At 49.9% G+C, this 24,234-nt stretch carries 15 protein-coding genes; 6 read left to right on the forward strand and 9 right to left on the reverse strand.

Translation table 11 applies throughout. The features are described 5' to 3' along the window. Positions 1-17 precede the first annotated feature (17 nt). From VHE34_RS06195 to VHE34_RS06225, 7 genes are all read right to left on the reverse strand, one after another. Entirely contained in the window at positions 18-2,018 is a 2,001-nt protein-coding gene (locus VHE34_RS06195) for a RagB/SusD family nutrient uptake outer membrane protein (RefSeq protein ID WP_325585757.1), read from the reverse strand. 20 nt (positions 2,019-2,038) lie between these two features. Next, on the reverse strand, positions 2,039-5,146 hold the full coding sequence (locus VHE34_RS06200; protein WP_325585759.1) for a TonB-dependent receptor: 3,108 nt from the start codon (positions 5,144-5,146) through the stop codon (positions 2,039-2,041). Between the two features lie 131 nt (positions 5,147-5,277). Further along, complete coding sequence (locus tag VHE34_RS06205; RefSeq protein ID WP_325585761.1) at positions 5,278-6,702, reverse strand: Gfo/Idh/MocA family oxidoreductase; 1,425 nt, start codon at positions 6,700-6,702, stop codon at positions 5,278-5,280. An 8-nt stretch (positions 6,703-6,710) separates the two neighbouring features. Then, the gene (locus VHE34_RS06210; RefSeq protein WP_325585764.1) at positions 6,711-7,889 is read right to left on the reverse strand and encodes a Gfo/Idh/MocA family oxidoreductase; all 1,179 of its coding nucleotides are present in this window, start codon (positions 7,887-7,889) and stop codon (positions 6,711-6,713) included. Between the two features lie 78 nt (positions 7,890-7,967). After that, positions 7,968-9,017 (reverse strand): fatty acid desaturase, encoded by a 1,050-nt coding sequence (locus tag VHE34_RS06215; protein ID WP_325585766.1) that lies wholly within the window; start codon positions 9,015-9,017, stop codon positions 7,968-7,970. A gap of 230 nt (positions 9,018-9,247) precedes the next feature. Beyond that, a complete protein-coding gene (locus VHE34_RS06220; protein WP_325585768.1) occupies positions 9,248-9,562 on the reverse strand; it encodes an RNA-binding protein in 315 nt (104 codons plus the stop codon). A gap of 204 nt (positions 9,563-9,766) precedes the next feature. After that, on the reverse strand, positions 9,767-10,015 hold the full coding sequence (locus VHE34_RS06225; RefSeq protein WP_325585770.1) for a hypothetical protein: 249 nt from the start codon (positions 10,013-10,015) through the stop codon (positions 9,767-9,769). Between the two features lie 311 nt (positions 10,016-10,326). Between VHE34_RS06225 and VHE34_RS06230 the strand changes: the two genes are divergently transcribed. Together VHE34_RS06230 and VHE34_RS06235 are read left to right on the forward strand one after the other, a co-directional pair. Continuing rightward, positions 10,327-10,599: a hypothetical protein gene (locus tag VHE34_RS06230; RefSeq protein ID WP_325585772.1), complete on the forward strand. Its 273-nt coding sequence runs from the start codon at positions 10,327-10,329 to the stop codon at positions 10,597-10,599. Between the two features lie 154 nt (positions 10,600-10,753). After that, on the forward strand, positions 10,754-10,984 hold the full coding sequence (locus tag VHE34_RS06235; protein WP_325585774.1) for an RNA-binding protein: 231 nt from the start codon (positions 10,754-10,756) through the stop codon (positions 10,982-10,984). On the opposite strand, the gene VHE34_RS31100 is transcribed toward VHE34_RS06235, so the two are convergent. Both VHE34_RS31100 and VHE34_RS06240 read right to left on the reverse strand, forming a co-directional pair. Further along, positions 10,950-11,252, reverse strand: coding sequence for a DUF3526 domain-containing protein (locus tag VHE34_RS31100; protein ID WP_414709851.1), 303 nt, complete (start codon positions 11,250-11,252; stop codon positions 10,950-10,952). The two genes, VHE34_RS06235 and VHE34_RS31100, sit on opposite strands and share 35 nt — an antisense overlap. Beyond that, the gene (locus VHE34_RS06240; protein WP_325585776.1) at positions 11,224-12,351 is read right to left on the reverse strand and encodes a hypothetical protein; all 1,128 of its coding nucleotides are present in this window, start codon (positions 12,349-12,351) and stop codon (positions 11,224-11,226) included. Before VHE34_RS06240 ends, VHE34_RS31100 begins: the two co-directional genes overlap by 29 nt. Before the next feature lie 418 nt (positions 12,352-12,769). On the opposite strand from VHE34_RS06240, the gene VHE34_RS06245 reads away from it, so the two are divergent. The 4 genes from VHE34_RS06245 to VHE34_RS06260 all read left to right on the forward strand — a co-directional run bounded on the left by VHE34_RS06245 (position 12,770) and on the right by VHE34_RS06260 (position 24,189). Further along, the gene (locus tag VHE34_RS06245; protein WP_325585779.1) at positions 12,770-13,519 is read left to right on the forward strand and encodes a helix-turn-helix domain-containing protein; all 750 of its coding nucleotides are present in this window, start codon (positions 12,770-12,772) and stop codon (positions 13,517-13,519) included. A gap of 64 nt (positions 13,520-13,583) precedes the next feature. After that, entirely contained in the window at positions 13,584-14,447 is an 864-nt protein-coding gene (locus VHE34_RS06250) for an NAD(P)-dependent oxidoreductase (RefSeq protein WP_325585781.1), read from the forward strand. A gap of 300 nt (positions 14,448-14,747) precedes the next feature. Then, positions 14,748-16,463, forward strand: coding sequence for a hypothetical protein (locus VHE34_RS06255; protein ID WP_325585783.1), 1,716 nt, complete (start codon positions 14,748-14,750; stop codon positions 16,461-16,463). Between the two features lie 193 nt (positions 16,464-16,656). Then, complete coding sequence (locus VHE34_RS06260) at positions 16,657-24,189, forward strand: carboxypeptidase-like regulatory domain-containing protein (protein ID WP_325585786.1); 7,533 nt, start codon at positions 16,657-16,659, stop codon at positions 24,187-24,189. Positions 24,190-24,234: the final 45 nt, after the last annotated feature.

Consider the following 24,234-nt stretch of genomic DNA (forward strand, 5'->3'; position numbering starts at 1 on the left):
AATCGGGAAATAGTCGATTAATATCCCGGATTCTGCATCGCCGTCTTCTGCGCTGCCGTCAATGCTTTGCCATTCTGCTGGATCCCATCCAGGAACGTCTGCGGTATAGGCCGTAAATTATGTTTAGGCGCAACATTAGCCGCCGCATCGACATTAAAGGCCTTGGTTCGCGAAACTAACGTATTGGTTCTCGACAGATCCTCCCAACGATGGTATTCTCCCATCAATTCGCGCGAACGCTCATCCAGTACCAGGCACAACATCCTGTCATAGGGATCGGACAAACCCAGAACGCCGATGATATACTCATCCTGCGCAGGCAAAGTGGATACATCCGTGATCGTCAAAGTGGTGGCGGCAGTCGTTACGGCGATATTGTTTGATTCATAATAGGAATTGCCCGGATAGAAGGAATTGCCGACGCCAGGCGATTGAAGCGAGGCGGATTGCAGCGTATTGCCGCCATCATAATACGCGGCCCTGTTTTCGCCGCCGGCATATTGAGCACGGGTACGTACCGCATTGATATAAGGCAACGCATCGCTATAAGAGCCGGTACCGGCCTTGGCCAATCGGATCTTTGCTTCGGCGGCCATCAGGTACGTCTCGGCCGACCGGGCCAAAATAAAGTCCCTGTGACCGACGACATCATTCAATGAATTCCTCGATCCGTCCATATACTTGCTCAACGACGGGAAACTCTGACCGGCTGTCGTCAGATCCGTATTCAATGCGCCATCGGTCGTTCTGCCATTGGGATAGGCAACATAAGTAGTGGGTATATTCCTGCCGGTACCATTGACATCCTGTACAAGGCTTGCCGTGGTGCTTTTACAGATCTTCGACAGCGCGAAACGGGTATCACCCGGCTGATCGATCACAAACATAATTCCCAGATCACCTTTGACATTCGGAGCCGTCGGGGATGCTCCATTTATAGCGCTCTTGGTTCTAAAGGATTTCCAGAACCTCGAGTCGTTCACCAGGTCGTAAACATGATAATCGTAATACGTAGTGGCCAACCTGCTAAAAGGCCTGTCGCCTGTCAGATCGCGGGCCAATTGATCCTGGATATCATACCTCGATACAAAATACAGGTGCTGCGTATTCCCATTGGAAAGATTGGTGTTCACATCATTGGTATATTGAGCGGATAAAAGGATCTCGGGCAGTTGCTCGTTTGCCGAGTTGACGCCGGTAAACTTCCATAGGCTTGCAAAATCCGCAGCCAGGGGGTGATTGGCGATCACCTGGTCGCATAAGGTGCCAACCTGCGCAAGATCGGCAGCAAGAGTGGATGAATTCCAGGAACTGTTTATCTCACTTGCCCTTGACAACAACGCCTTAGCCAGGTAATGGGAGGCCGCATCCTTCGTTATATGATAAGGCCCCCCTCCGGCCGGCAGCAAGCCCTGAGCCTTCGTCAGGTCATCGATGATCTGCGCGTACACCTCCTGTGGAGTTGCCCGCGTAAAATTCAGCTGCACCGTTGTGACCGGCTTAGTCTGCAGCGGAACGCCGCCGTATTGCGATACTAACCGTAAATAGCAATAAGCACGCAAAAAATACCCTTCTCCCAAGGAAGTATTTTTAACGGCGGTAGAAGTGGACGTGCTGGCCGTAGCATTCGCAATCAGCAAATTGGCGTCTCCGATGCCCGTGTACAAGGCATCCCACTGAAAATTGGCGGCAGCGGTATTGCCATTGACTGCCGTAACGACCGAATTGAAGGTCTGATCATAATTGTTCCATGGCGAATTGGAAGGGTCACCGCCGATATGGAATTCATCCGTCCCGTAGTTGGCAGCGCAATAATACCACTCGCCGTTGGGTGGAACGTTAAAGACCTGGTAATATGTTCCCACCGCCAATTGCAGGATGCCGGCATCTGTTTTGTAGAAATCGGTACTTCTTGCCGTTTTCAGGGTTTCATCCAAAAAGCTCTTTTTGCACGACAAACCCCCGGACAACGCCGCAATAAAAAGAATGAGTTTAAAGAAGGCATTATATTTAGACATGTAATTCAAGTTTATTGTTTTTAGAATGATGCGTTGATTCCAAAAGTAAAGCCCCGGTTCCAGGTCGGCCCGATGACATCCATATCCAGGAATTTGATCTGCGAATAGATCATGCCGGGATTTTGTACCTGGAAATAAGCCCTTAAATTGGTTGCCCAATTCCTCGTAACGGATTTATTGAAATTATATGCCAATGAAAGGTTCCTGACCTTGATAAAAGAGGCTTTCAAATAGCCCAATGACGCATAATAGGAATCGCCCGCCGCACCCCCTGCATTGAATATCGGCTTCTGAAATTGCGCATTGTGATTATTCTCCGTATAATAATTGATCTGCCGGTTAAAATACCGGCCCGCTTCCACTTCGCCGCCATAGGCATACATATAGTGCAGCTTGCTGTATATGAAGGCGGAGAGTTCCCATCCTTTATAACTCAACGTATTGGTCATGCCCAGGATCCACCTCGGCCTCGTCCACCCAATGATCTGACGGTCATTATTGGGATCGATCTTATTGTCGCCGTTTACGTCCTGGATCCTTATACTCCCGGGAGTAAATGCATTGCCGTTGGCGTTAAACGCCGACATGGCGGACTTATCGGCGGCTTGCCACAGACCAGTGGCCTTGTAACCATAAATGACACTGAGAGGCTGTCCGGGAAACCAGCCGTTGTTGATATCCGGTTGCGTTCCGTTGGACAATTTTACAATATGATCCTTTTGCCAGGCCGCCGTGATGGTGGTCGTCCAAATAATATTCCGCTGCCTGAAGTTCACCGTCGTCAAAGAGATATCGACACCCTTATTGGCAGTCTCACCGACATTGTCAAGCGTAGAGGTGTATCCCGTAACAGTCGGGATCGATCTGGACATCAACAGGTCGGTCGTCTTTGAGGTATATACGTCTGCACTTCCTGAAACCCTTGAATTGAACAAGTGAAAGTCAACCCCGATATTGTATTGGGTGGTCTTTTCCCATCCCACATTCTTGTTTGCCAATATCGCATTGGGTATCGAGCCTGCCGTATTGGTAGATAAGAACGGATAGAACAACGAAGTCGTCGCCCCCTGCGTCGAGTAAGGTTGAACCGCCGAATTCCCGGTTACCCCGGCGCCGACTCTCAATTTCAGATCGTCTACCCAGGTTGCCTTCATAAAGCCTTCCTTGCTGATCCTCCAGGCCAACGCCGCAGAAGGGAACCAGGAAAATTTATGACCCGCGGAAAGAACGGAAGAACCGTCCTCACGGGCAGAGACGGTCACCAAATATTTGTCCTTATAACCATAGTTGAGCCTTCCCATATAAGAAAGGAGCTGCTGTTCGGTGAGATTGGATTTGGTGCTGATGGCGCCTGTAACGGTACCGCTGGTCAATGCATTCCACAGACTGGATGCCAGGGGAATACCGTTGCCCGTGATACTGTCCATGTCCATTCTGTATTTGGTCTGGCTGGCCAGCAACGTCACACCAAAACTGTGCTCCCCGACCGACTTGTCGTAATAAAGCAGATTATCCAATGTGTAAGAGAAGGTGTTGCTATCCACCTTCGATGCATAGCTGGTGCTTCCGCCATTGGCAACCGAGTTGGCGTCGATATACGTTCCATCACGGAAATAGGAGAAGTCGGGGCCAAAGTTCAACCGGTACCTCAACCCTTTCAGGGCAGGAATGATCGCCCCGACATTGATTTGCCCATAGAAGCTTCCAAAGGCCCTTAGGGTCACTCTTTCGTTTATATTGTATTTCCATTCATCGACGACATTCTTGACCGCGTTATCCCCGCCCGGAAACAGGATCCTGTTACCAAGAGAATCATAAGGTTTGGCGTAAGAGAACAGCCCTCTTGCAGATTCATAGAGTCCGCCGGCAGGGGTACCGATCGTGGCAATACCGATACCCGATTGCCCATATTCCTGCGAGCCATAGGCAACGCTGATATTACTTCCGAAATTAAGCCAGCTGGCCGCATTGAAGTCGATGTTCGCCCTCGCCGTATACCTTTCAAAGGATTGGCCTTTAATGGTCCCGTTATTCTTTAAATATCCAAAGGAACCGTACGCCCTGATCTTATCCGTGCCGCCGGCTACGCTTACGACATTATCCGAAGTAAAGGATTGTTGCTTGACTATTTTGAACCAATCCGTTGTGGACACCTTCGAACCATCCCAGGTCCCGCCGGCCCAACCCCTGGCGATATTCGCCCAGGCAGTGGGATCGGTAGTCGCCGCAAAATAGGTCTTATCGTGCGCGATATCCGGCTGATCTCCCCTTGGGTAGGTGCTGATGCCGGTGTTTGCATTTAAGCCCGCATAATAATACCCCCAACGGCGAAAAGTGATATAGTCGCTGGCATTCATCATCTTTTCATCGTCGACAAGATTGGTTGACGTAAGTGAAGAATTGACGCCGATCACGACTTTGCCATTCTTTCCCTGCTTGGTGGTTAAAATAACAACGCCATTCGCGCCCCGGGAACCGTAGATGGCGGTCGCGGACGCATCTTTCAGCACATCTATCGATTCGATATCGCCCGGGTTGATATTGTCGATACCACCGGATATTATCGGAATTCCATCGACAACGAACAAGGGAGTGTTTGACGCCGTCAAAGAACGTACGCCGCGGATGTTAATGGTGGGAAGCTGGCCGGGACGTTCATTCGACCCGATGTCCACACCCGCCACCTTTCCCTGCATCGCCTGGAGTGCGTTATCGACGGGCCTCGAACGAATATCCTTTTGATTGATCCCCGCAACGGCCCCCGTTACATCGCTCCGTTTGACCGTTCCATAGCCCACGACAACGATATCGGATAAGTTGTCGTTCGACTTCTTTAATGCCAGGACCAGGTTCGCCCTGTCGCCCACGGCGATTTCCTGCGATTCGTGCCCCACGAAACTTACGATCAACTTTGCCTTTCCGGACGAAACGCTAAGCCGGAATACGCCGCCGTCCTTGGTAAGCGTCGAGTTTTTCGTACCCTTCTCCAGGACAGTCGCGCCCTCCAACGGGGCGCCGCTTTCGTCGGAGACCTTACCGGTCACCGGGAAATTCTGTGCATGACCGGAAAGAAAGGAAAACAGCAGAAGGAGAAGAACAAGGTTCTTCCTGAGCAGTCGTTTGTTCATAATGGCATTGTTCGTTTTGGTTAAAAAATGGCAGTCTCTCACAGGTTATATACAGATGTGAATCAGGTAAAACGATGATCGACAGTGATGATCTTCGGTGGGGTTCGGACCAAATAGGGTGCAATCGGTTGCTAAAAATCGTACTTCTTTCTTCTCGGTCTCGATAGCATCGCCGTTGCCTCTTTATCATTGTTCGTGAAGCGTTCGCGCACCGGATCCCAATAGATCTTTCTTTTCAGCTTCATGGCGATATGATGCAACAGACAGGCGCTGCAACTCCGGTGGCCGACTTCCACGGTCGCCGCGGGTACCTTTCTCGCTTTTATACAATCCAGCCAATTGGCATGCTGTTCGGAACTCTCATACAAATGGACTTCATTCGGACCGATCACCGACTGCAGTATCTTCGGATCGCTCGCATCGATAGGCTTGACACCCGCGCTATCCGCAACCGGATCGGTATCGGTTACCCGGTAATTGCCACGCGTCGCCCACAACCACCCTTCCGTCCCTATAAATTTCACGCCATTGGGTAACTCATTGGAAACGATCATTCGGACCCCGTTGGCATACAACGCCTCGGTCCGAAAGATCCCATGCACATCCCACAGCCCTTTGTAATTGGGATCGTCCGTAGGAAAGTTGGCATGTCCCCAAATTTCGACCGGCCCGCTAAGTTCCATGCCCATTCCCCAATGAGCCGTATCGATATGATGCGCACCCCATCCCGTGATCATGCCCGCCCCGAACTGTTCGCAGCGCAGCCACCCGGGCCTGCTTGCTACACCTTTTAAACTGGCATCCCGCGAATGTACCCTGTCTTCCGTATAATAGATCTCAGGCGTAGCGCCCAGCCATGCATCGTAGTCTAAAAGGGTTGGGACAGGCATTTGAATTCTACTTCCTCCACCCGGATCTCCCGGTAAGCCGACTTCGACTGTTTTCAATTCCCCGATCCTTCCATTTCGAACCAGCTCGCACACCTTCTTGAACTGAGGCCATGGATCGATCGACCGCTGCTGACTGCCCATCTGCAGGATCCTGCCACTCTTTGTCACGGAATCACTTAATATCCTCCCTTCTTCGATGGTTAGGGACGCCGGCTTTTGCAAGTACACATCCTTACCCGCATTGACGGCATGAACCCCAACGATCGCATGTTGATGATCGGGCAAACTGATGTGCACGGCGTCGATATCTTTACTGGCCAACAGTTCCTTATAGTCATAATAGACTTTGATATCCCAGTCTCCCCTCAGTCCGCCATTGACGGCCACAGCCTTCTCATAATTACTCCTGACTGCCGCCGGACCGGCGTCCGCCCGCATTTTGTCGATATCACAAACGGCTACGATCCTTGCACCCGCATATCGCGCTATCCCCGTCATATCGTGAGAAGTGGATATCCGGCCGCAGCCGATCGACGCGACATGGATCAGGTTGCTGGGCGCATTTTTACCAAATACGCTCGCCGGAACGATCGTCGGAAAATTAGCCGCGATAGTGGCTCCCGCGGCAGCCTTAACCGTCTTGCTTAGAAATTTTCTCCGTTCCATCTTTTACATTATTTCTTCAATGACAGGATCCTGGCGCCTTTTTGTGCTTTTAACGCCAATTCAGTGGCAAGAAAACAATGCGCCTGCGTCATAGCCGTTTCCGTTCTGTTCAGCACATCATCCACAAACAAGGGCCCGAATGGCAAGACCTCATTATTACAATCCATATGCACCATTTCTTTGTTGTTCACCAGGTACAGGTGATTACCGCCCTTGTTCCCGGATTGGATATCCGTGTTTTTCCGCACCTCGATATATCCATCGGTTCCCAGTACGGTCAGCCTTCCGTCACCCCAGGTGTCCAGACCGTCCGGAGTAAACCAGTCGACCCGGATATAACCCGTGCCGCCATTGCCGCTCAGCATAACATCCCCAAAATCTTCGAAAAGGGGTTTGTCCGGATGATGAACATTCCCCACCTGCGACATCAGCACCTGCGCGTCCGTCGAGCCGGTAAAATATAAATACTGATCGAATTGGTGGGAGCCGATATCCGTAAGGATCCCGCCAAACCTCCTTTTGTCCCAAAACCAATCCGGCCTGTCCGCCAGTCCCGATTTTCCGATATTGTTGTGAATTCTATGCGGCGCCAGGTTCACCGTCTGTATAACAGAACCGATCGCCCCTGCCTTCACCAACTGACTCGCCTTTTCCGTCGCCTTGTTCTCAAAGCGCTCACTATATAGAATGGAGTAAATGCGATGGGTCTCCTTTTGTACCTTCTTAACGGCGGCCATTTGTTCCAGGCTGATAATACCCGGTTTGTCGCTTAAATAATCTTTCCCGTGTTGCATTACCCGGATACCCAATGGGGCCCGTTCATCCGGTATACCCGAACTCAACACGAGCTGGACGGCCGGATCTTCCAATATCTCGCGTTCATCCTTTACCGCCTTCGCTTCGGGATAGGTCTTCAAAAATGCCGCCCTCAGATCGGGCTGTTTAGCATACAAGGCCACCAACTCGCCGCCACCTCTCTTGATCGCATCGGTCATCCCATAAATATGCGGGTGGTCGATATTGATCACCGCAAATTTTATCCGGTTGGCCGGTCGGATCATTTCCTTTGGCCGCCCGGCAGACGCGACGAATTTGACCGAATCGATCAATGGGGACATCATCACCAATCCCGAGGCCTTGATAGAATCCTTTAAAAATTGTCTCCTGAGTTTCCCGTGACTATTCATAAGCAATGGCAGTTCGCTTATGGAAATGTACGAAAATTGTAATCGATTACAAAAATAAAAAAAACCGCCCTTCCGGGGTCAGAATCCCGAATGGCTTTCCGTTCGGCGCGCGCCGGCAGCGTATTTTTTCAAGAACTCCTTTTTTGAGTCTTTGTACCAGGAAACCATCCTGAGCTTACGCAACGTATAAATATACACCCAGGCGAGGTCCAGCTGCCCTGGAAGAAATCCTGCACGGGCGCTCCCGGGAAAGAGGTGATGGTTATTATGCCATTCACCCGCAAGCAATCCCGGCCTCGACTGATTGATCGAGAGATTGCTTCGATCGAAATCGACACCCTCGCGGTGCTTTTTCTCACCGCCCCCGTGGCCGGTGTAATTGAAAGCCCGGACCAATGTAAACCAGAGCATGGCCGCCGTGAAGATGGCGCAGGCAAGCGCGGCTCCGCCTATAAGAAAGAGCACAGTAAACCAAAAGGTCCAGTTCAGCAACCAGATAGCGATCGTGTACACCGGCGAAGAGAGGGAACCCCATTTTTGATATTGTTTGTAAGAATTCAATTGAACACCCGTATGGTCCATCAGCCGCATTGCCTTTTTGTGAGCCTCCTCATCCAGATCCGGTGAAATTCTCTGGTGATTGTATTCAGCCAGCATGCAATACCAGAATCCGGCTTGTGGATTATAAGGATCTCCCGGTTCATCCGATTTGCAATGATGAACATGGTGCGATATCACATAGATCTCTTCCGGAATGGTTTTGATGACCAGGTTCTGCGTAATGACGCGCCATATCGGACGACGAAATCCATAGGACTTATGCGTGCAATACCGGTGAAACCAGATGGTTCCGTGCGTACCCATAACGACCATGCTGTAAACGACAATGGCGATCAGCAAATACCAGGAAAAGTATTTGAATAAAAATAGGAACAAAAAGGGGACCATGCCGGCGAGCATAAGGAAGCTTACGAAAGATATCCAGTTCCTCCGCGACCTGAAAATATTGATTCGGGAAACTGCCTCCGACCAAAGTTGCTTTGAGGTGGGCACAACGAGTTTGTCACTTTGATCTTTCCAGCCATAAGAGGGAGCATAGAGGAGATTATCGATAAATGAGTTTTTCATAATACGAAGTCGTTTTTGGAATATCGGAACAAGAGCAAAGCATCAAAACGTGAAGACGGCTCCGATGCGGAGCGGGATGGGCCGTTATTATACGCGAGAGATTCAAACCCGGTGAAGATAGACCTTTAACCTCGATAAAATCGCCAACGATTTGGTAAAATACAATTGGAAAAATGCAAAACGAAAAAAGGCCCGGCGGACCGGACCTTTTAAACTCAATTCAAACGATATTAATACCTGTTTTTATTGTAGCTGTTGGCGTTGTTGTAATTACGGCCGTTCTCATTGCGAGACGGTCTATCCTCCTTAGGCCTGGCTTCGTTCACCTTGATGGTCCTGTTCTCGATGGTTGCGCCATCCAGCTCGGCGATCGCCTTTCTTGAAGCTGCCTCATCGGGCATTTCGATAAAACCAAACCCGCGGGACTGGTTTGTTATTTTGTCCATGATAACTTTCGCGGAGGTCACTTCACCATAAGGAGCAAAAAATTCTCTTAAGTCTTCATCCTGTACGTTGAAGCTCAAATTAGAAACATAAATGTTCATACTAAACAATTGAAAAGTAAAAGATATGAGAAAAGCAAACAATGTAAGGGATAAGAAATCCTGATTGTGAGGCGGGATAAATTAGCGGATACAAATGCAGAACTCAAATTAACAGTGTGAAGATACAGCTTCTCTCCGGGACGGCCAAAAATAAATTATCCCGTTGCAAAGAACGGGATAATGAATGTTGCACCGATGCCACGCTCAGTTCAGCAGCTGATCGAGTGGAATGGCGTCCAGATAAGGCTGCAGCACCCCGATGTTTTCAAACATCCTGTACTCTTCGATCGCCTTATTCGCGGAATTGCAATACGCTTCCACATAATAACTGCCGAGCTGGAACAAAAACACCATGGAGTCAACGCTGCTTCTCTTGGCGAGAAGAACACCCCTGTGAAGGACAGTCGATTTTTTTTCTTGTTCATTCAATAAAATAAACTCGGAAAGTTTCATAGTTAACATTTTAAAAAGTGATCGTTTTAAACTATTACTGGAAAACCTTAGGCGGAAAAAATGATCGTTGCCGGAAGAGATGGTAGTGTAATGTAGTCTTATTAAATGAGTTTCGGGGTTTTATTTTGAAGTGCGTAACTTTAACCGGCATATTGCCTCCTCATCTCTCTCTTAACTTTTCAATCTGAAAATTACAACCAACACGGACTTATTCACAGCGATAACACACGGCATTGATATCAACATCCAAAGAAAAGGCTTCGGATCTGGATAATTTTACTCATCTTCACCGAAAGCTATCTTAGTACATAATGAAGAAATATACCGGTATCGAACTCTTGAAAAGAAATCTTGACCAGGTTGACGCGAAATTCATCGGATTCTTTGAAAAGCAACAGCCACGCTGGCCTTCGGAAAAACGCGATTATCTGCGAAATCATCATCAAAACCCCGATCAATTCAATCCTGCCACCATCACCTGGGAGAAGCTGAAAATGGACAGGCTTCCGGATGATATATTGCAGGAGGCCCGCGCTGCATTCGCAGCATTCGAACGGGGCGAAGAATATCCAACGCCCGAATGATCAAATCCCAAAAGCCTTCGGAAGACAAAAATAATATTTGCTGATACCCGGATTAATTGGTATCTTTTCCTTTTATTGGCTCCTTATAGTCTGATCTGCCTTTCCATCCCATCGTCAGCTCGCACATATAAGCTCCCTCATTAAATCTTCCACTATGCAGATCTACATCGGCAATTTAAGCGAAATGACGACGGCGCACCAATTGGCCCATTTGTTCCTGCCTTTCGGCCACGTGCAATTTTCCCATATCGAACGCGACGCGAGGACCGGCCGGTCCCTTCGGTTTGGATTTATTGAAATGGATATGCCGAATGCAAAGAGCGCGATCAAAAAGTTGAATCGTATTCTTTTCATGAATGCGTATGTCGAAGTAGCGGCAGTATGATGGAGAATAGTGAGATTTGTATGCCGGTGTCTTCCCAAGCCAGGATGGACACGGGAAGCGGGCTCCGGCGATACGAGAACCGGGGCAAATGGTCATACTCGTCTTTGTTTAACCGGGACCCGGTGAAGAGGCTGTTAAAGAAGGCTTCGTGCAGCTGGCCGTGTAAGACCTCGGTTTGTTCGGTAAAACGATGAAAGGCTGCTACGTCGTTGTCGGCCAGGGCGTTTCGAGACCCATCCCTAAGGCCTGTAGAACGGCTTAAGATCATGCATCATCCTAATGGTATTTAAGCTTTCCCCGGCATCGATATACCGGTACAGGTCGTTGATGGTCTTGATCCGGCTTGTGTCGCTTTCCGGCAATACATCTTTCACTTCCTGCAGCTCCTTCTCGTCTACTACCCAATCTTTTATAATATGCACCGGGCGGATGCTGCCGAAGGAAGCGGTCATGATTACCCCATCGCAAAAGTCGCTCAATTTTACACCTCGCCAACTATCGAACTCATAAAAGCTATTATAGTCGCGGATATGCCCGAAGACCGGATTGTCGGAACCAACGGCGAACGGCCTCTTTAGGCAGTCATACATTTGATTGAAAACCGCGTCGAACGGGTAGACACTTCCGCGTGTAGCGCTTCCGCGCAAAAGCATCCATCGGGAGGGAAATGGCATCAGCAGGGCGATTTGATAGACCTGACTCGGATATTTCTCGTATAAATACTGACCACCCCGGCCATGGTCCTTTAAGAAAAAGAATTTGGGGGTATAAAACTTGCTGAGGGAATGATGTAAACCGCAGTAGATAAGTATTTTTTGGCCCTTCTTGATCACTTCATTTTCTACGATGCCCGGGAAAAAGTTATCAAAATTGGATTTTTCATCTTGCCGGCGAATGCTGTCCACCCGTGAAAATCGTTTTCGGGGGACATAAGGATTATTCAGCTGCAGGAACCGGATCTTATACCTGTCATTCGGGATTTCTCTATTGATTTTCCATACCTCCTTGAAAATCTCGAGGTATTCTTCGTAACACCAATCGAAACTGTTGTTCCGCAAAATTCCGATTGCCTTTCTCCTGTCGAAGGCCGCGGCATTGACGACGCTGTCCGCGTCTTTTTGATCAATGGCTGCCCCAAATTCCCATCCTATGATTCGAATATGTTTCTCCCTATACAGATACCCGATTAAGTCACGGAAGAAATGAAGGTCCTGTTCTCTCTTGTGCAGCTCTCCAAGGAATACAATGGAATGGGTGTCGAATTTATTGGCGACGAATCGAAAAGGGTCGCTTGAAGAATCGTTCACTTCCGCCACATAGCGATCCAATTCCCGGCTATCCAGTTTCCTTGGTTTGTGAAATGCCAATAGATTAAAAAGTAAATAGAGTCCGACAACTCCTGCTGCGGTTGATACAACCTTCAATAAAGTCTTTGTTAGTTTCTTAATTACCCGCATAACTTATCCGAAGGCAGTAAATTACTCCAAGTGAATGCGTGAAAAGGTGATGGCTATCAGGCGATTCGATGATAACGATCCGGAGCGTTCGTGACCCGGATTGGACACTTCCCCCAATAATATATTCGCGTCGGTCACGGCCAATTAAATAGTTTGATTTTCATACTTTTGCCCAATGCCGACACGAACCATAACAAACGTTCCGGAATCCGTAACAAAGGATCTGAAGCTAAAGGGCTTTAAGGTCCACCAAATATCTGAAACCGTAAATCCATCCGACGCCGCCGGCCAACGCGCAGTTGCCCATGGCCGGCGTGATTTTTATAAAATGGGCCTGGTAACCGGCGATATGACCCTTTATTATGGCGATAAGGTGATGGAGATAGCCGGCACGGTTCTGTTCTTCGTCAATCCTCATATCCCGCATTCTATTGTCCGTAGCGCAAAAAAACGAGAAGGGTATGCCTGCCTTTTCACGGAAACTTTTATTGCAGGCAGAGAGCGGAAAGAGGTGTTGCAAAATTCCCCCTTATTCCGGTCGGATGGGACGCCCATCATACAGTTGGACAAAGAACAGGCCGCCTTTATTACCGGTCTCTTTCAAAAGATGCTGGCGGTACACGACAGTAATTATGATCGAAAGGACGAACTGATCAGGAACTGTATAGAACTCATTATCCACGAAGGGCTAAGAATTCAGCCGCCCGCAAATGGGCAGCAACGCAATAATGCGGCCGCCAGGATAACCCGGTTGTTTATAAATCTATTGGAAAGGCAATTCCCCATCGACAATACGGAACAGCCGCTCCGGCTAAGGACGCCGCAAGACTTCGCGGAAGCCCTTTCCGTGCATACGAACTATCTTAACCGCGCCGTAAAAGAAGTCACGGGCAAACCAACCACCGCACACATAACCGAACGTATTGCCGCAGAAGCGAAAGCGTTGTTATTGTATACCGATTGGCGCGTGGCGGACATCGCCTATAGCCTGGGGTTTGAGTATCCGACTTATTTTAACAACTTTTTTAAACGGGTAACTGGCTTTACTCCTAATTCGCTCAGAAAGGGAAAGGTTTGAAGATCATACTATTTGGTTTGATCTTCGTTACGCGGTGCTGCCCGATTAGCCCGAGCTTTGCCGGATGAAAAAAATATTAATTACAGGTGCTACCGGAAAAGTAGGGAGCAGGTTTGCTTCCCGGGCACTGGCAAAGGGCTATGACGTTCGACTATTGGTACGCGACGCCGCCAAAGCAACGGCATTGGCTGACCTCGGCGCCGAGGTTGTCACAGGCGATTTAAATGATGCGGCCACATTGCCTGCTGCGGTAAAGGATATCGATGCGGTTATTCATATTGCCGCCTTCTTTCGCAGCTTTACCGACAACGAAGGCATTATCAGGACAAATCATGCGGGAACCACGGCGCTGGCCAATTTCGCATTGGCAGCGGGGGTGAAACGATTCGTTTTCACCAGCACAGGCAATGTATATGGGTCGGGTTATGGGCATCCAGCCAGAGAAGACGATCCGGTAAATAGCAATGATCCTAGGGCATACTCCTCCAGCAAGATCGCTGCGGAACACGAACTTCTTTCCCTTTACAAAACCAAAGGATTTGACGTGCGGGTGTTGCGTTTAGGATTTGTGTATGGGGATAAAGACCCTCATATCGAAGAGATCATCCCCCTGCTGAAAAAAATGAAACGCCACTCCGGCTCAAGGATGCATATGGTCCATCACCTGGATGTGGCCCAGGCGCTAATGTTGCTGCTTCATACCGATGGGCTGAATGGCGAGACATTCAACCTGGCAGATGATGCGCCGATCACATTGTATGAATTGGCCGGCTCGGTTGGCCGAACAAGGGATACGTTTGATCCGGAAGAAGGCCCGCTAAGCGATCCGTTCGAAGGCATCCTGGATGTTTCGAAACTCAGGAACACAACCGGCTTCAGGCCACTGGTGCCAAGTTATTATGTGGCTCGCGATCTGGACATTTTGTAGCAAATACCGGGTTTTGCCACGCAGAAACGGCGGATCACCGCACGACATTGGCTCATGAGAACCCCGTCCCCCAAAAAGGACCTGGTCGAGGCTCTCTCGCATCGCAACCAAACACACAAGCGCCCCGCACTATCGTGCGGGGCGCTCTTGACCCGGATTGGACACTAATAGCTATTCCAGCAGTCTGCCGCGATCAACCGGTTTCTCCCCTTTCGTTTGTCGATTACTTGTGTACGTTCATCGACTATTGAAAAAAATGGGCGACGGGCTCCCCAATTTTAATAATTGATAAAAGGGCCCATGCGCACCAAAACACTCAGCATACTTATTTTATTGATAAACACAGCCATTATTGGTGCAAAAGCGCAGGATTTCAGCTCTCTGAAACCCCAAAAACCGGTCGCGCTTTATGGCAGCATCGGTGCCGGCCTCAACTTCTACTCGTCCAACCAGCAATACAAGACACAGGACCCCTTTGCCTGGAACATCTATGGGAATTTAACACCCTCGCTCTATGGCATAGCATTGCCCTTCTCCTTCGTTATTACGCAGTATTCAAAAAGCTATACTTCGCCATTTACACAATTCGGGATCAGCCCCTCGTATAAATGGATAAGACTTCACCTGGGCTACCGCAACATCTCCTTTTCGCCATTTACCTTCGACGGGCAAAGCTTTTTGGGGGCCGGCATCGAGCTAACTCCCGGAAAATTCTACCTCGGCGCATTCTACGGGCGATTGAATAAAGCCATCAATGAAGACACCGCTTTTAATAGAAATATCCAGCCCCAGTACGGCAGAAAAGGCTACGGAGTCAAATTAGGATATGGCAGCAGTAACGAAAATATCAGCTTCCAGTTTTTTCACGCTCAAGATGACACCGCGTCCATAAAAAGATATCACGATAGCCTTACCACTATCCTGCCAATGGAAAATACGGTGATCGGAAGCTCCTGGCATTTTATGTTCTTCAAAAGGCTGACCCTCACCGGCGATCTCGCCATCAGCCTTTTGAACAGGGACATGTACTATCAGCGGATTGATTCCATCGGCTACGTAAAGGTCCCCTCGCTGGTGCAAAGCATCAACCCCATAAATTATAGCTCTACGGTCAGCTATTCGGGTCAGGCCCAATTGGTACTGGTCCTGAACAGCTTCAATGCGTCCGCCGGATACAGACGCATCGCGCCCGATTTTTTGTCCCTGGGCGTTCCTTATATGCTGAACGATGTGGAAATGATCTCAGCCTCCGCGGCAGCCTCACTATTCAAAGGGAAGCTAAGCCTCAATGCCGCTGCCAACAGCCAGCACAACAATCTTGAACACATGCTTAGCTCTTCCTTGCAGACACGGACAGGCAATTTCGGGTTAAACGCCTTTTTAAGCCAGCATGCCAATCTGAACATCAGCATCACCGGCGTAAACGTCTTTCAAAAGGATGGGTTGCTGCATCTGACCGATTCTGTAAAAATGAACCAGGTCATGTGGAATGCTGCCTTGTCTCCGGTATTTACCTTCTCCAATTCCTATCATCAGCAGACAATAAGCATCAGCGCCAATTACACCGACCTGAATGACAAAAACCCCGCCACGACGGCGCAGGCAAGTACGCAAAGCTTCTCTTCATCGGCAAGCTATGCATTATTCTTTTCACAGGCATATTGGGGCATCAACGGCAGCCTGGTATATACCCAATACAAACAACAAAACAATGTATATCGGTCCGCTGGGTTGAATGCCGGCGCAAGCGTGCAAATGTTAAAACAGCACAATCTCATGACGCAGGCATCGGCAGGCTATTTTGTAAACAGCAGCGCCAACGGCACAGTGGCAAATAACACCACGTTCTCTTTCAACAGCTCTTACAGCCTGCAAAAACATTCATTCGGCTTTTATCTCAGCTATATTCTGACGCCACCCGTAAATCTCAACCCGCTAAATGTCGTGAACCATATTCCTATTGCCGTGAATAGCAAAAACCTGTCGGGCGGCCTAACCTATGCCTGCCGCCTTTAAAAAAGAAGCTATGAAGCAGTACTATTCATATATAGGTCGTAAAATTTTCTCTCTCCTTGCCATTGGCATGGTTCATTGCATCCATACAAATGCCCAGACATACCCGGTAGTCGTCCAGACAAATGTAGTGCAACCCATACCCCCATACTTGCCGCAAATCAAGGCGGATATACAGGGTCAACACATTGGACAATTGAACCAGGATATAACCAGCCACCTGTCCATCACGCTGATGAACACCGGCAATTTCCAGCTGCATATAAAACTTTACGGCAGCATCGAAAGAGTTTCACCCTCGCCGATGGGCGTCAAGCTCCGTCCTGATTTTGTCCCCGTCCAGCCGATTGTCATCAGCCCGCGGCAAATGACGATGGCAGATCGGCAAATGCTTCAAAACGCATTCGGAAATTTTAACGAGAACTCCCTGATCTATGATAATCTCAACTTGTCCACACTGAGACAGACAGGCGTAAATTTCAAGCTCCCGGAAGGCACCTATCGCGTTTGCGTAACGGCCTACGATTACGACAAGCCCGGGTTTACTGCCCCCCTTTCCGCACCCGGCACGGGCTGCGCCTATTTTACCATTTGCTATACGGCGCCGGCGCCGCAATTTATCCTCCCGGTATCTACCCTACTGCAGTCCAATAGTTCCTTTCAGCCATTTACACCCCTTTCCCCGCAAATTCAATTCTCATGGACGCCACCCGCCACCACCTGCGGACTGCCCCTCGGCCCACTTACCTATGATCTGGAGATCCGTCAGGTTTTCCCCGGCCAGACAGTCACCGATGCCATCAATAACCCCTTTGTATTCCGCCAGCAATATATCCCCACTACGACATTTTTGCTGGATACCCTGAAATATTCGCATATCCTGGTTGCCGGGCAACAATACATTATCCGCGTCAAAGCCAACTTCACGCCCACACCCGGCAGTCCCCTCGAAATAGCCAATCAGGGTTATAGCCAGATCGCGGCCATCGCCTATCGGCCCGGTCAGCCAACCTATACAACAACAGCCTGGACCTCCGCCGGAGATACATTGCCCTCGCATAAAACGATGGTGAAAGGAAAATTATCCTATCGGTTTGACAATGATACCAGCGGCCTGGTATTCCCTGTCTCCCGCGAATGGATCTATCTGGAAAAAGTATACGCGAAAGTCACTACCGACCCCAAAGACAGCATAAGATCCTATATGCCGCTTTCATTGGAAGAACAAGCCTCTTTGCCGGTTTATCCTCGAATGTTTCAGGGGCTCACCACGCAAACAGATAAGGCCGGAAATTTTGAGCTCACTTATAACATGACCACCTTGGATAGCTCAGGAATTGTTCCCGACGCTAAGTGGACTATGCTGGCCGCCACCACCTGCCAGGACACTCTCGAGATATACCACCGGCAAACTGGCAACCCTATTGGTATAAGCCCCGCATTAAGAGGGCAGGTAGCCTGCCTGTACAAAGTGATTACTGCCAACCCGCACTATAAAGCTTCCACGGAATATCTCGAGATCCTGCCGGGCGGCATAAAAGACGTTACCAATCTCGTATTGGACGCCAACAGCTATACGCTGAATGTGAATGTGCGCAAAGCCTTTAACAATCAGTTGGGGAATTATGCACAGGGCGCGCAAATAAAGATCTATCGGCTGACAGCCAATAAAAAGAACCCAAACCTGGAAATTCCATTGTATGAAGGAAGCCTGCTCGACAGCGTACGCGATTGGAAAGAGATAGGGGACAAAGTATTGATCGCCCAGGGCGTCACGCCGGATAATGTCGGTGATTCCACCAGCGAAAAACAAAACACCGTAAGCTTCCCGCGTTTGTTCAAAAATACAGGCTCGACGGCCGAAGACTATATTGTCTGCCTGGAGAAAGGAGGAGTGCCGATCTCTTCTTCTCTGCCCGTTTCACCCGTTCAGGCAATAAATTCAAATGACTGGACGCTGCTCTTTGACGAGGCTGATGCACTATTTAGCAAAAGGACGGATCAAAATACTCCTCCATACGCCTCGACGAATCCCGGCCCGGACAAATCAACAGACTCCTGGTCAGACTGGAATTACAAAGGTCAGAACGATACGGCCACACTATCGTTGAAAAAAGAGCTGATCGCCGCACCGCACACACAGGTGACAGGCACGCTGCAATACGCTTACAAGAACGACGGCGCGACACCCGCCCGCCCCTATGCCAATATGGCCGTCAGCCTGGAGGTAGTTTACCTCGTTAAGAAAAACAATACGCCCCCGCCCCGGAATAATTCGTCCTCATCCGGCAACACCGCCTCTCCCGTAGCCTATTATCGCGGGGTCATCGGCCGTTACGCCAATATGGACCTTGGCGCAAAGGGCGGCGCCGGCAATGGCGCGGACGGCAAAGACTATATGCTCATTCCACCCTCCGCCAACTCAGTGACATTAACCCCCGGCCATACAACGATCGACGATTTTGAGCCAATGCCCGGCAATGCCAGTATCTACGAGAATGGGCAATTCCTCCAGGGCTCCGACAATGGAAAAGTAGTACAGACCGTAACCACCGACGCACTGGGCCATTTCACCTTCGACTTTGAAAATATAGACAGCACCATGCAGATCTACCCCGGCGGAGCCTATACGGGCAGCGGCGACCTGCGTCAACAGACGGATGGCCAGGTAATGCGTGTGTATCGCCTGGTGCCGCAGATAGGGTATTACTGCGCCCCGGATGACAATATCCCCGCTCAGCCCTGGAGCAGCTATAGCTGCGGAACCCTCACCTCCTTTGTCCACACCTACAACCTCGTAGTGCATGTGATAAAGGATAATGGTGATGCATTTGGCAATGTACCCATACATATCTATCGCTATCAAAACAACGCCTACGCCACTCAACGCCCGGAAAAGCCGGGAGCCGATATCAATACGATAGCCGACCCGTTTCAACAGCCTGTATACGGCAACTCCACAGCCGGCAGCTCCGGATCAGGCTCGTCCAAAAACACCCTGATGATAGCTTACAGCCCCTCACCAAACCTGAGTATGGGGGACGCTTACCTGTTAAAGAGAGATCAGGAAACAGATAACACGGGGACAGCCCTATTCACAGGCATGCCCGTAAGCCTGGATGCCGGCGCCGATGATATCCTGGTACAGGCCGATGCAGAAGCCACCGCCAGGCAGGGAGCGATTACCTTTCGCACCGCTAATCTCAACTATCCGAAGAATGGCTATACTCAGGACTATTATACAAACCTCCGGAAAACCGTTCAGGGATTTTGGGAAGACCAGACCCTGCCAAATGCCATATACAATACCAACAGCCCGAATTATGTCCCGGTACTGTTCAATAAAGATCTCGATCCGACCAAAAAAGCAGATGCCTATCTGCTGGCGAAATTGGCCCCGCCCCGCATTGCCGGCCGCGTAATAGATAAATTCTCGACACTTGGCATTCCCAACATAGCCGTATATGTTAGGGCAGATGATGCGGGTGATGTCTGGGGCAATTTCTGGGCTACTACAGACAACAACGGGTATTTCGATGTCAAAGAATACAGCCAGTTCTATAGCGACACCAGTACGCACCCCGCGATTGGCTCGACATTGATCATATCTGCGCCGGGGTATAAAACCTATTCGCTGAAAATCAGCCGGCTCCCGTATGGAACCCAATCCTATACCGATCCGATCCCCCTGGAGCCCCTGGGCGCCAACTCCTTCGGCTACGTGGCAGATGCACAGGATACGACAAAAGCCGTCACCGCGCGCGTAAAATTAAAGATCAACGGAAGATGGGTCGACACCTACAGCTATAGCGGCGACGCAAACAAAGCAAATGAACAAAGCCCCTATGCAGGATTGTATGCTCAGATGATCGATCAGGGTATAAAAACAGCCGCCATCAATTCTCCGGCAACACAAAACAACACCACCACCGGACCGCAAAACTACACATTCGGCGGGTTGAATGTCACCACCGATAAGCGCGGAAATGTATCACAGCTCAGCAGGAATAAAACCACTACCGCACCCGCAGGATACCTGGATAACTACATCATGGCCATAAACAATGCACATAACAACAGTTCGTCGAACAGCCCCTACTTTCATCCTGTCTCCGTAAAACCCACAACACGTACAGCTGAAAAATACAATGCACAACGCTTCGACATAGACCTCCCCGCAGCCCCGGACTCGATCGTCATCATGCCCTACGATCCGGCATATATCACCCAAACTTTTGCCGTATCGCCAAAAAGCGCGGGCCAAAATCTGGGGACATTCGGGCTCAAACGCCGGGTACACAAAATCATGGTGCACGTAACCCTCGGCGAGGGCGGGGTCAACGGCGCCATCGTATCCATCGACGGAATTACAGATACAAGATCCACCGATACCACCGGCAATGACGGCAACGCCTATTTCGAATTCATAAACAATTCGACACACAACTTCACCTTACGGGTAAAGCCCCAGTCCACCGCCGGTTCAAATCCGGCCCTGCCGGTATTTGTCTCGAGATCGGCGAACTTCTTCAGCGATGACGACGGCAACACGACATTCTTAAATGAAATAGTAGATCCGGGAGAGATCATCACCGGTAAAGTAACCTTCGCCGAAAACAACCAGCCCGTGAAAAATGCATTTGTATACCTCGATCAGGGCGTCGGCTCCAACAGCGACATATCCGCCATATCCGCCTCCGATGGTTCCTACCGGCTCATCGGCGTTCCCGGGGCCTCCACCTTCAACACCTCGGACAACTCGAAGGACAGCTTTACCGTTAAGGCTACCTTTTCCTCGCCCGGTGAAACCTATATCGGCGACATTAAAAAAGTCATAGTCGCTAACGAAAACCAGCCGCTGAATCTCGTAATACAAACCCTCAAAGACCTGGATGCATCACGCATTTATGGGTTCGACACACGCCTGGAAAAATTGCAGAAGAACAAGGACGGCACGTATACCGCCGACGGTGAACTATACAATATTCCTGCGAACGAAAATTTTAGTATGCAGACCGTCCTGCACCCGCAGGCCGCTATTTCCTTCCATTCACTTCGCCTGAAACCCTCGGGCGCCAGGAACCAGGCAGGCATCCCTGTCGCCGTACCCGTAAATGACTCCATCCTGCTCGACAGCCGGGATATTACGGTAAGCCTGTTCAAAGTATTCAACAGCGAACTGACAGGACAGGATGGGGGCAATCTCTTCGTGGCCAAAGGCAATACGGATACTTCCGGCACACTGGCGGCCACCGCGCACGTAGTGGATAATTCCTTCAATTTTCCGACCAGCTATATGACCATTTCTGACGCAGATTTTTACCTGGGTAACTATGGCTCTGCTTCGGCAAATAAATTATTTATCCCGGTCTTCACGTCCGACGGCTCAAAATATAAATTCACAAAGTTCTCGCTCACCGACAAGAACGCCAACGGCATCCGCTTTAAATACCTTGGATTCGACGGAACAACGGCCAACAGCGGCTCCCGCGAGTCCTTTATCATGGGCGATAGCGTAAACCTGTTCCTGGATATCTCCACTACCCTCGAAGGAAATATCCCGTTGCAATTCCACGCCGGCAAGGCCGTTCTCACACACAGCTCGCTTAACAGCCTGGTAAATAACGACTCGGCTTCGTTTACTTTGGAAAAATGGAAAGTGCAGAGCGGCAATTGGGAACTGTCTCCACAATCCGGCGGCATATTGCTGAAAGATGGCGTCCTGAGAACAGGCCTGGTGGATCTGCCCTTTACCAAAATGTGCATCATCTCCGGCGCTCCCTACGCCAGCCTGAGCTGTAATTCCCTCACCGGCGATGCATTGATCCGGGCCGCGCAGAACGGGCTGCTCACCATCGGCGGCGGCGCCTCCAAATTAAAATTATACCCCTCGCCCAATGTAGTATTTGTGTACGATCCCGATGTAGGCACGGTTCCGGGCCTGGGGCACTACAAATTTTCGCTCAGCTCCAACACCGGCAACGTTGCCTTTTTCGGAGGATTGGATGGAATGACCAATCCGACCCAGCGATTCAATATTCAATTCCTGTCACAATTGAGCGATGGCGAACAGCTCTTTTCATTTGATCCCAACATGAAGCCCATAACCTTTTACAATCAAATGCAGTTTACACCTGCCAGTTTATTCAGTCTGGAGGATCGTTTGCAGATAGGCGGCAGCGTGAACCTGGGCATTCCGCGCCTGCCAAACGATATCAACGGCAATTTCACTTTCTATAAAGTGAATAACGACAAGCTGCATACCAATAAATTGACCATTGATCCGCTTAGCTTCTCCTTTAGCGGAGATGGCGGAACACAATTTAAAACGAATGGCCCGCAGCAATTGAACAATCCTTATGGCATCGGTATTTCGGGAGACATGACCGTACCCGGCGTTCCCACCCCAATAAAAAGCATGCTGGTCAGCATGGTGTACAACGGGGCAAATGACCTCGTCGGGGCTTCCGGAGATGCCGGCCCAAGCCTGCTCTACCTGCAGCAAAATATAAAGCAACAGGCAGAAGTGCTGGCAGGCGATGCGCTCAACCAGGCGCAGGATTTCGCGGACGGCGCACAGGATAATGTAAAGGGGGCGATCAACGACGCGCGCAACACTATTGTTAGTGGCCTCAATCAGGCAAGAAGCACCTTGCAGCAAGCGATACCGCTGGGCGACCAGCAGATAGCCGGTATTGCCGCCAAATGGCGGCTGGTAGGAGAAGGCATGGACGCGATCAAAGACTTCAACAATAATCCGGCAGGCTCGCTTGCACGGCTGAATGGCGTCCTCAACGGCTTCACGGGAATCGATGCACAGCAGGCTGCGACAGATAAATTAAAAATGGTCGCCAATGAGACGCTCAGCGGAGCCAAACAATCCATCCCTGTTGACAATATAAGCAATGCCGCCGATGGCTTGGGCAGCACCTTCCAGGGAATGAAATTCGACTTCGATCTGCCCAATAAAAGGATCACCGGCTCCCTTACCATGAACGACCTCAATTTCGGCGCAGTCGTATTACAGCATCCGTCCGTCGAAATGCTGATGGATCCCCGGGGTTGGTATTTCTATGCAGGCCTGGGTGTCGACCTGCCGACCTCGCCTATTATTCATCCGTTGATATTCCCCCTCAGCGCGGGGATGATCGTCGGCAATTACCCCGAGATCTCTCCTTCCCTGGAAAGCAGGGTCACGCAAAATTCTTATGTACATAAACTACCAAAAACCTATGCGCAGGGTATCCACGGCTTTTTCTTCACCGGAAGAAAGGACATTATCCCCGAAACCTCCTTTGGATTTGACTTTACAGTAGTCGATTTTGAAGTAGCCGCCAGCGCAGGATTCGACGCGAGGGTCTATGCCAACTTCGGGGATCAGTCGCAGCAAATAGGATTGGGCGCCATGGCATTTGGAAATGTCTATGCAAAGATCACCTCGGGCTTATGCCAGATATCGGGCAATGTAGATGTAGAAGAAGGGATAAAAATGACGGCGACAAACGGTCGCAATGGGATGACATTCAGTGGAAGGGCCTGCGCTTCGGCAACGTTGGGGGTATCGGCCGCCTGTGGCGTCGGCCCGGCTGCCACTAGCGGAAGCGTCTCGGTGAACTTCCTGGCCTGGCTTTCTTTATGTACAGGCAGCGCATGCGAGAAAAAGGGAATTGACTTTGGCCTTCAAAAGGGCGGCGGCAATTGCTCGGCCAACAATGATTTCGATTATTAAAATGAACAAAAATTGGATCATGAAGAAATTCATCGTATCGATATA

The organism is Puia sp. (assembly GCF_035546395.1).
GTDB lineage: Bacteria > Bacteroidota > Bacteroidia > Chitinophagales > Chitinophagaceae > Puia.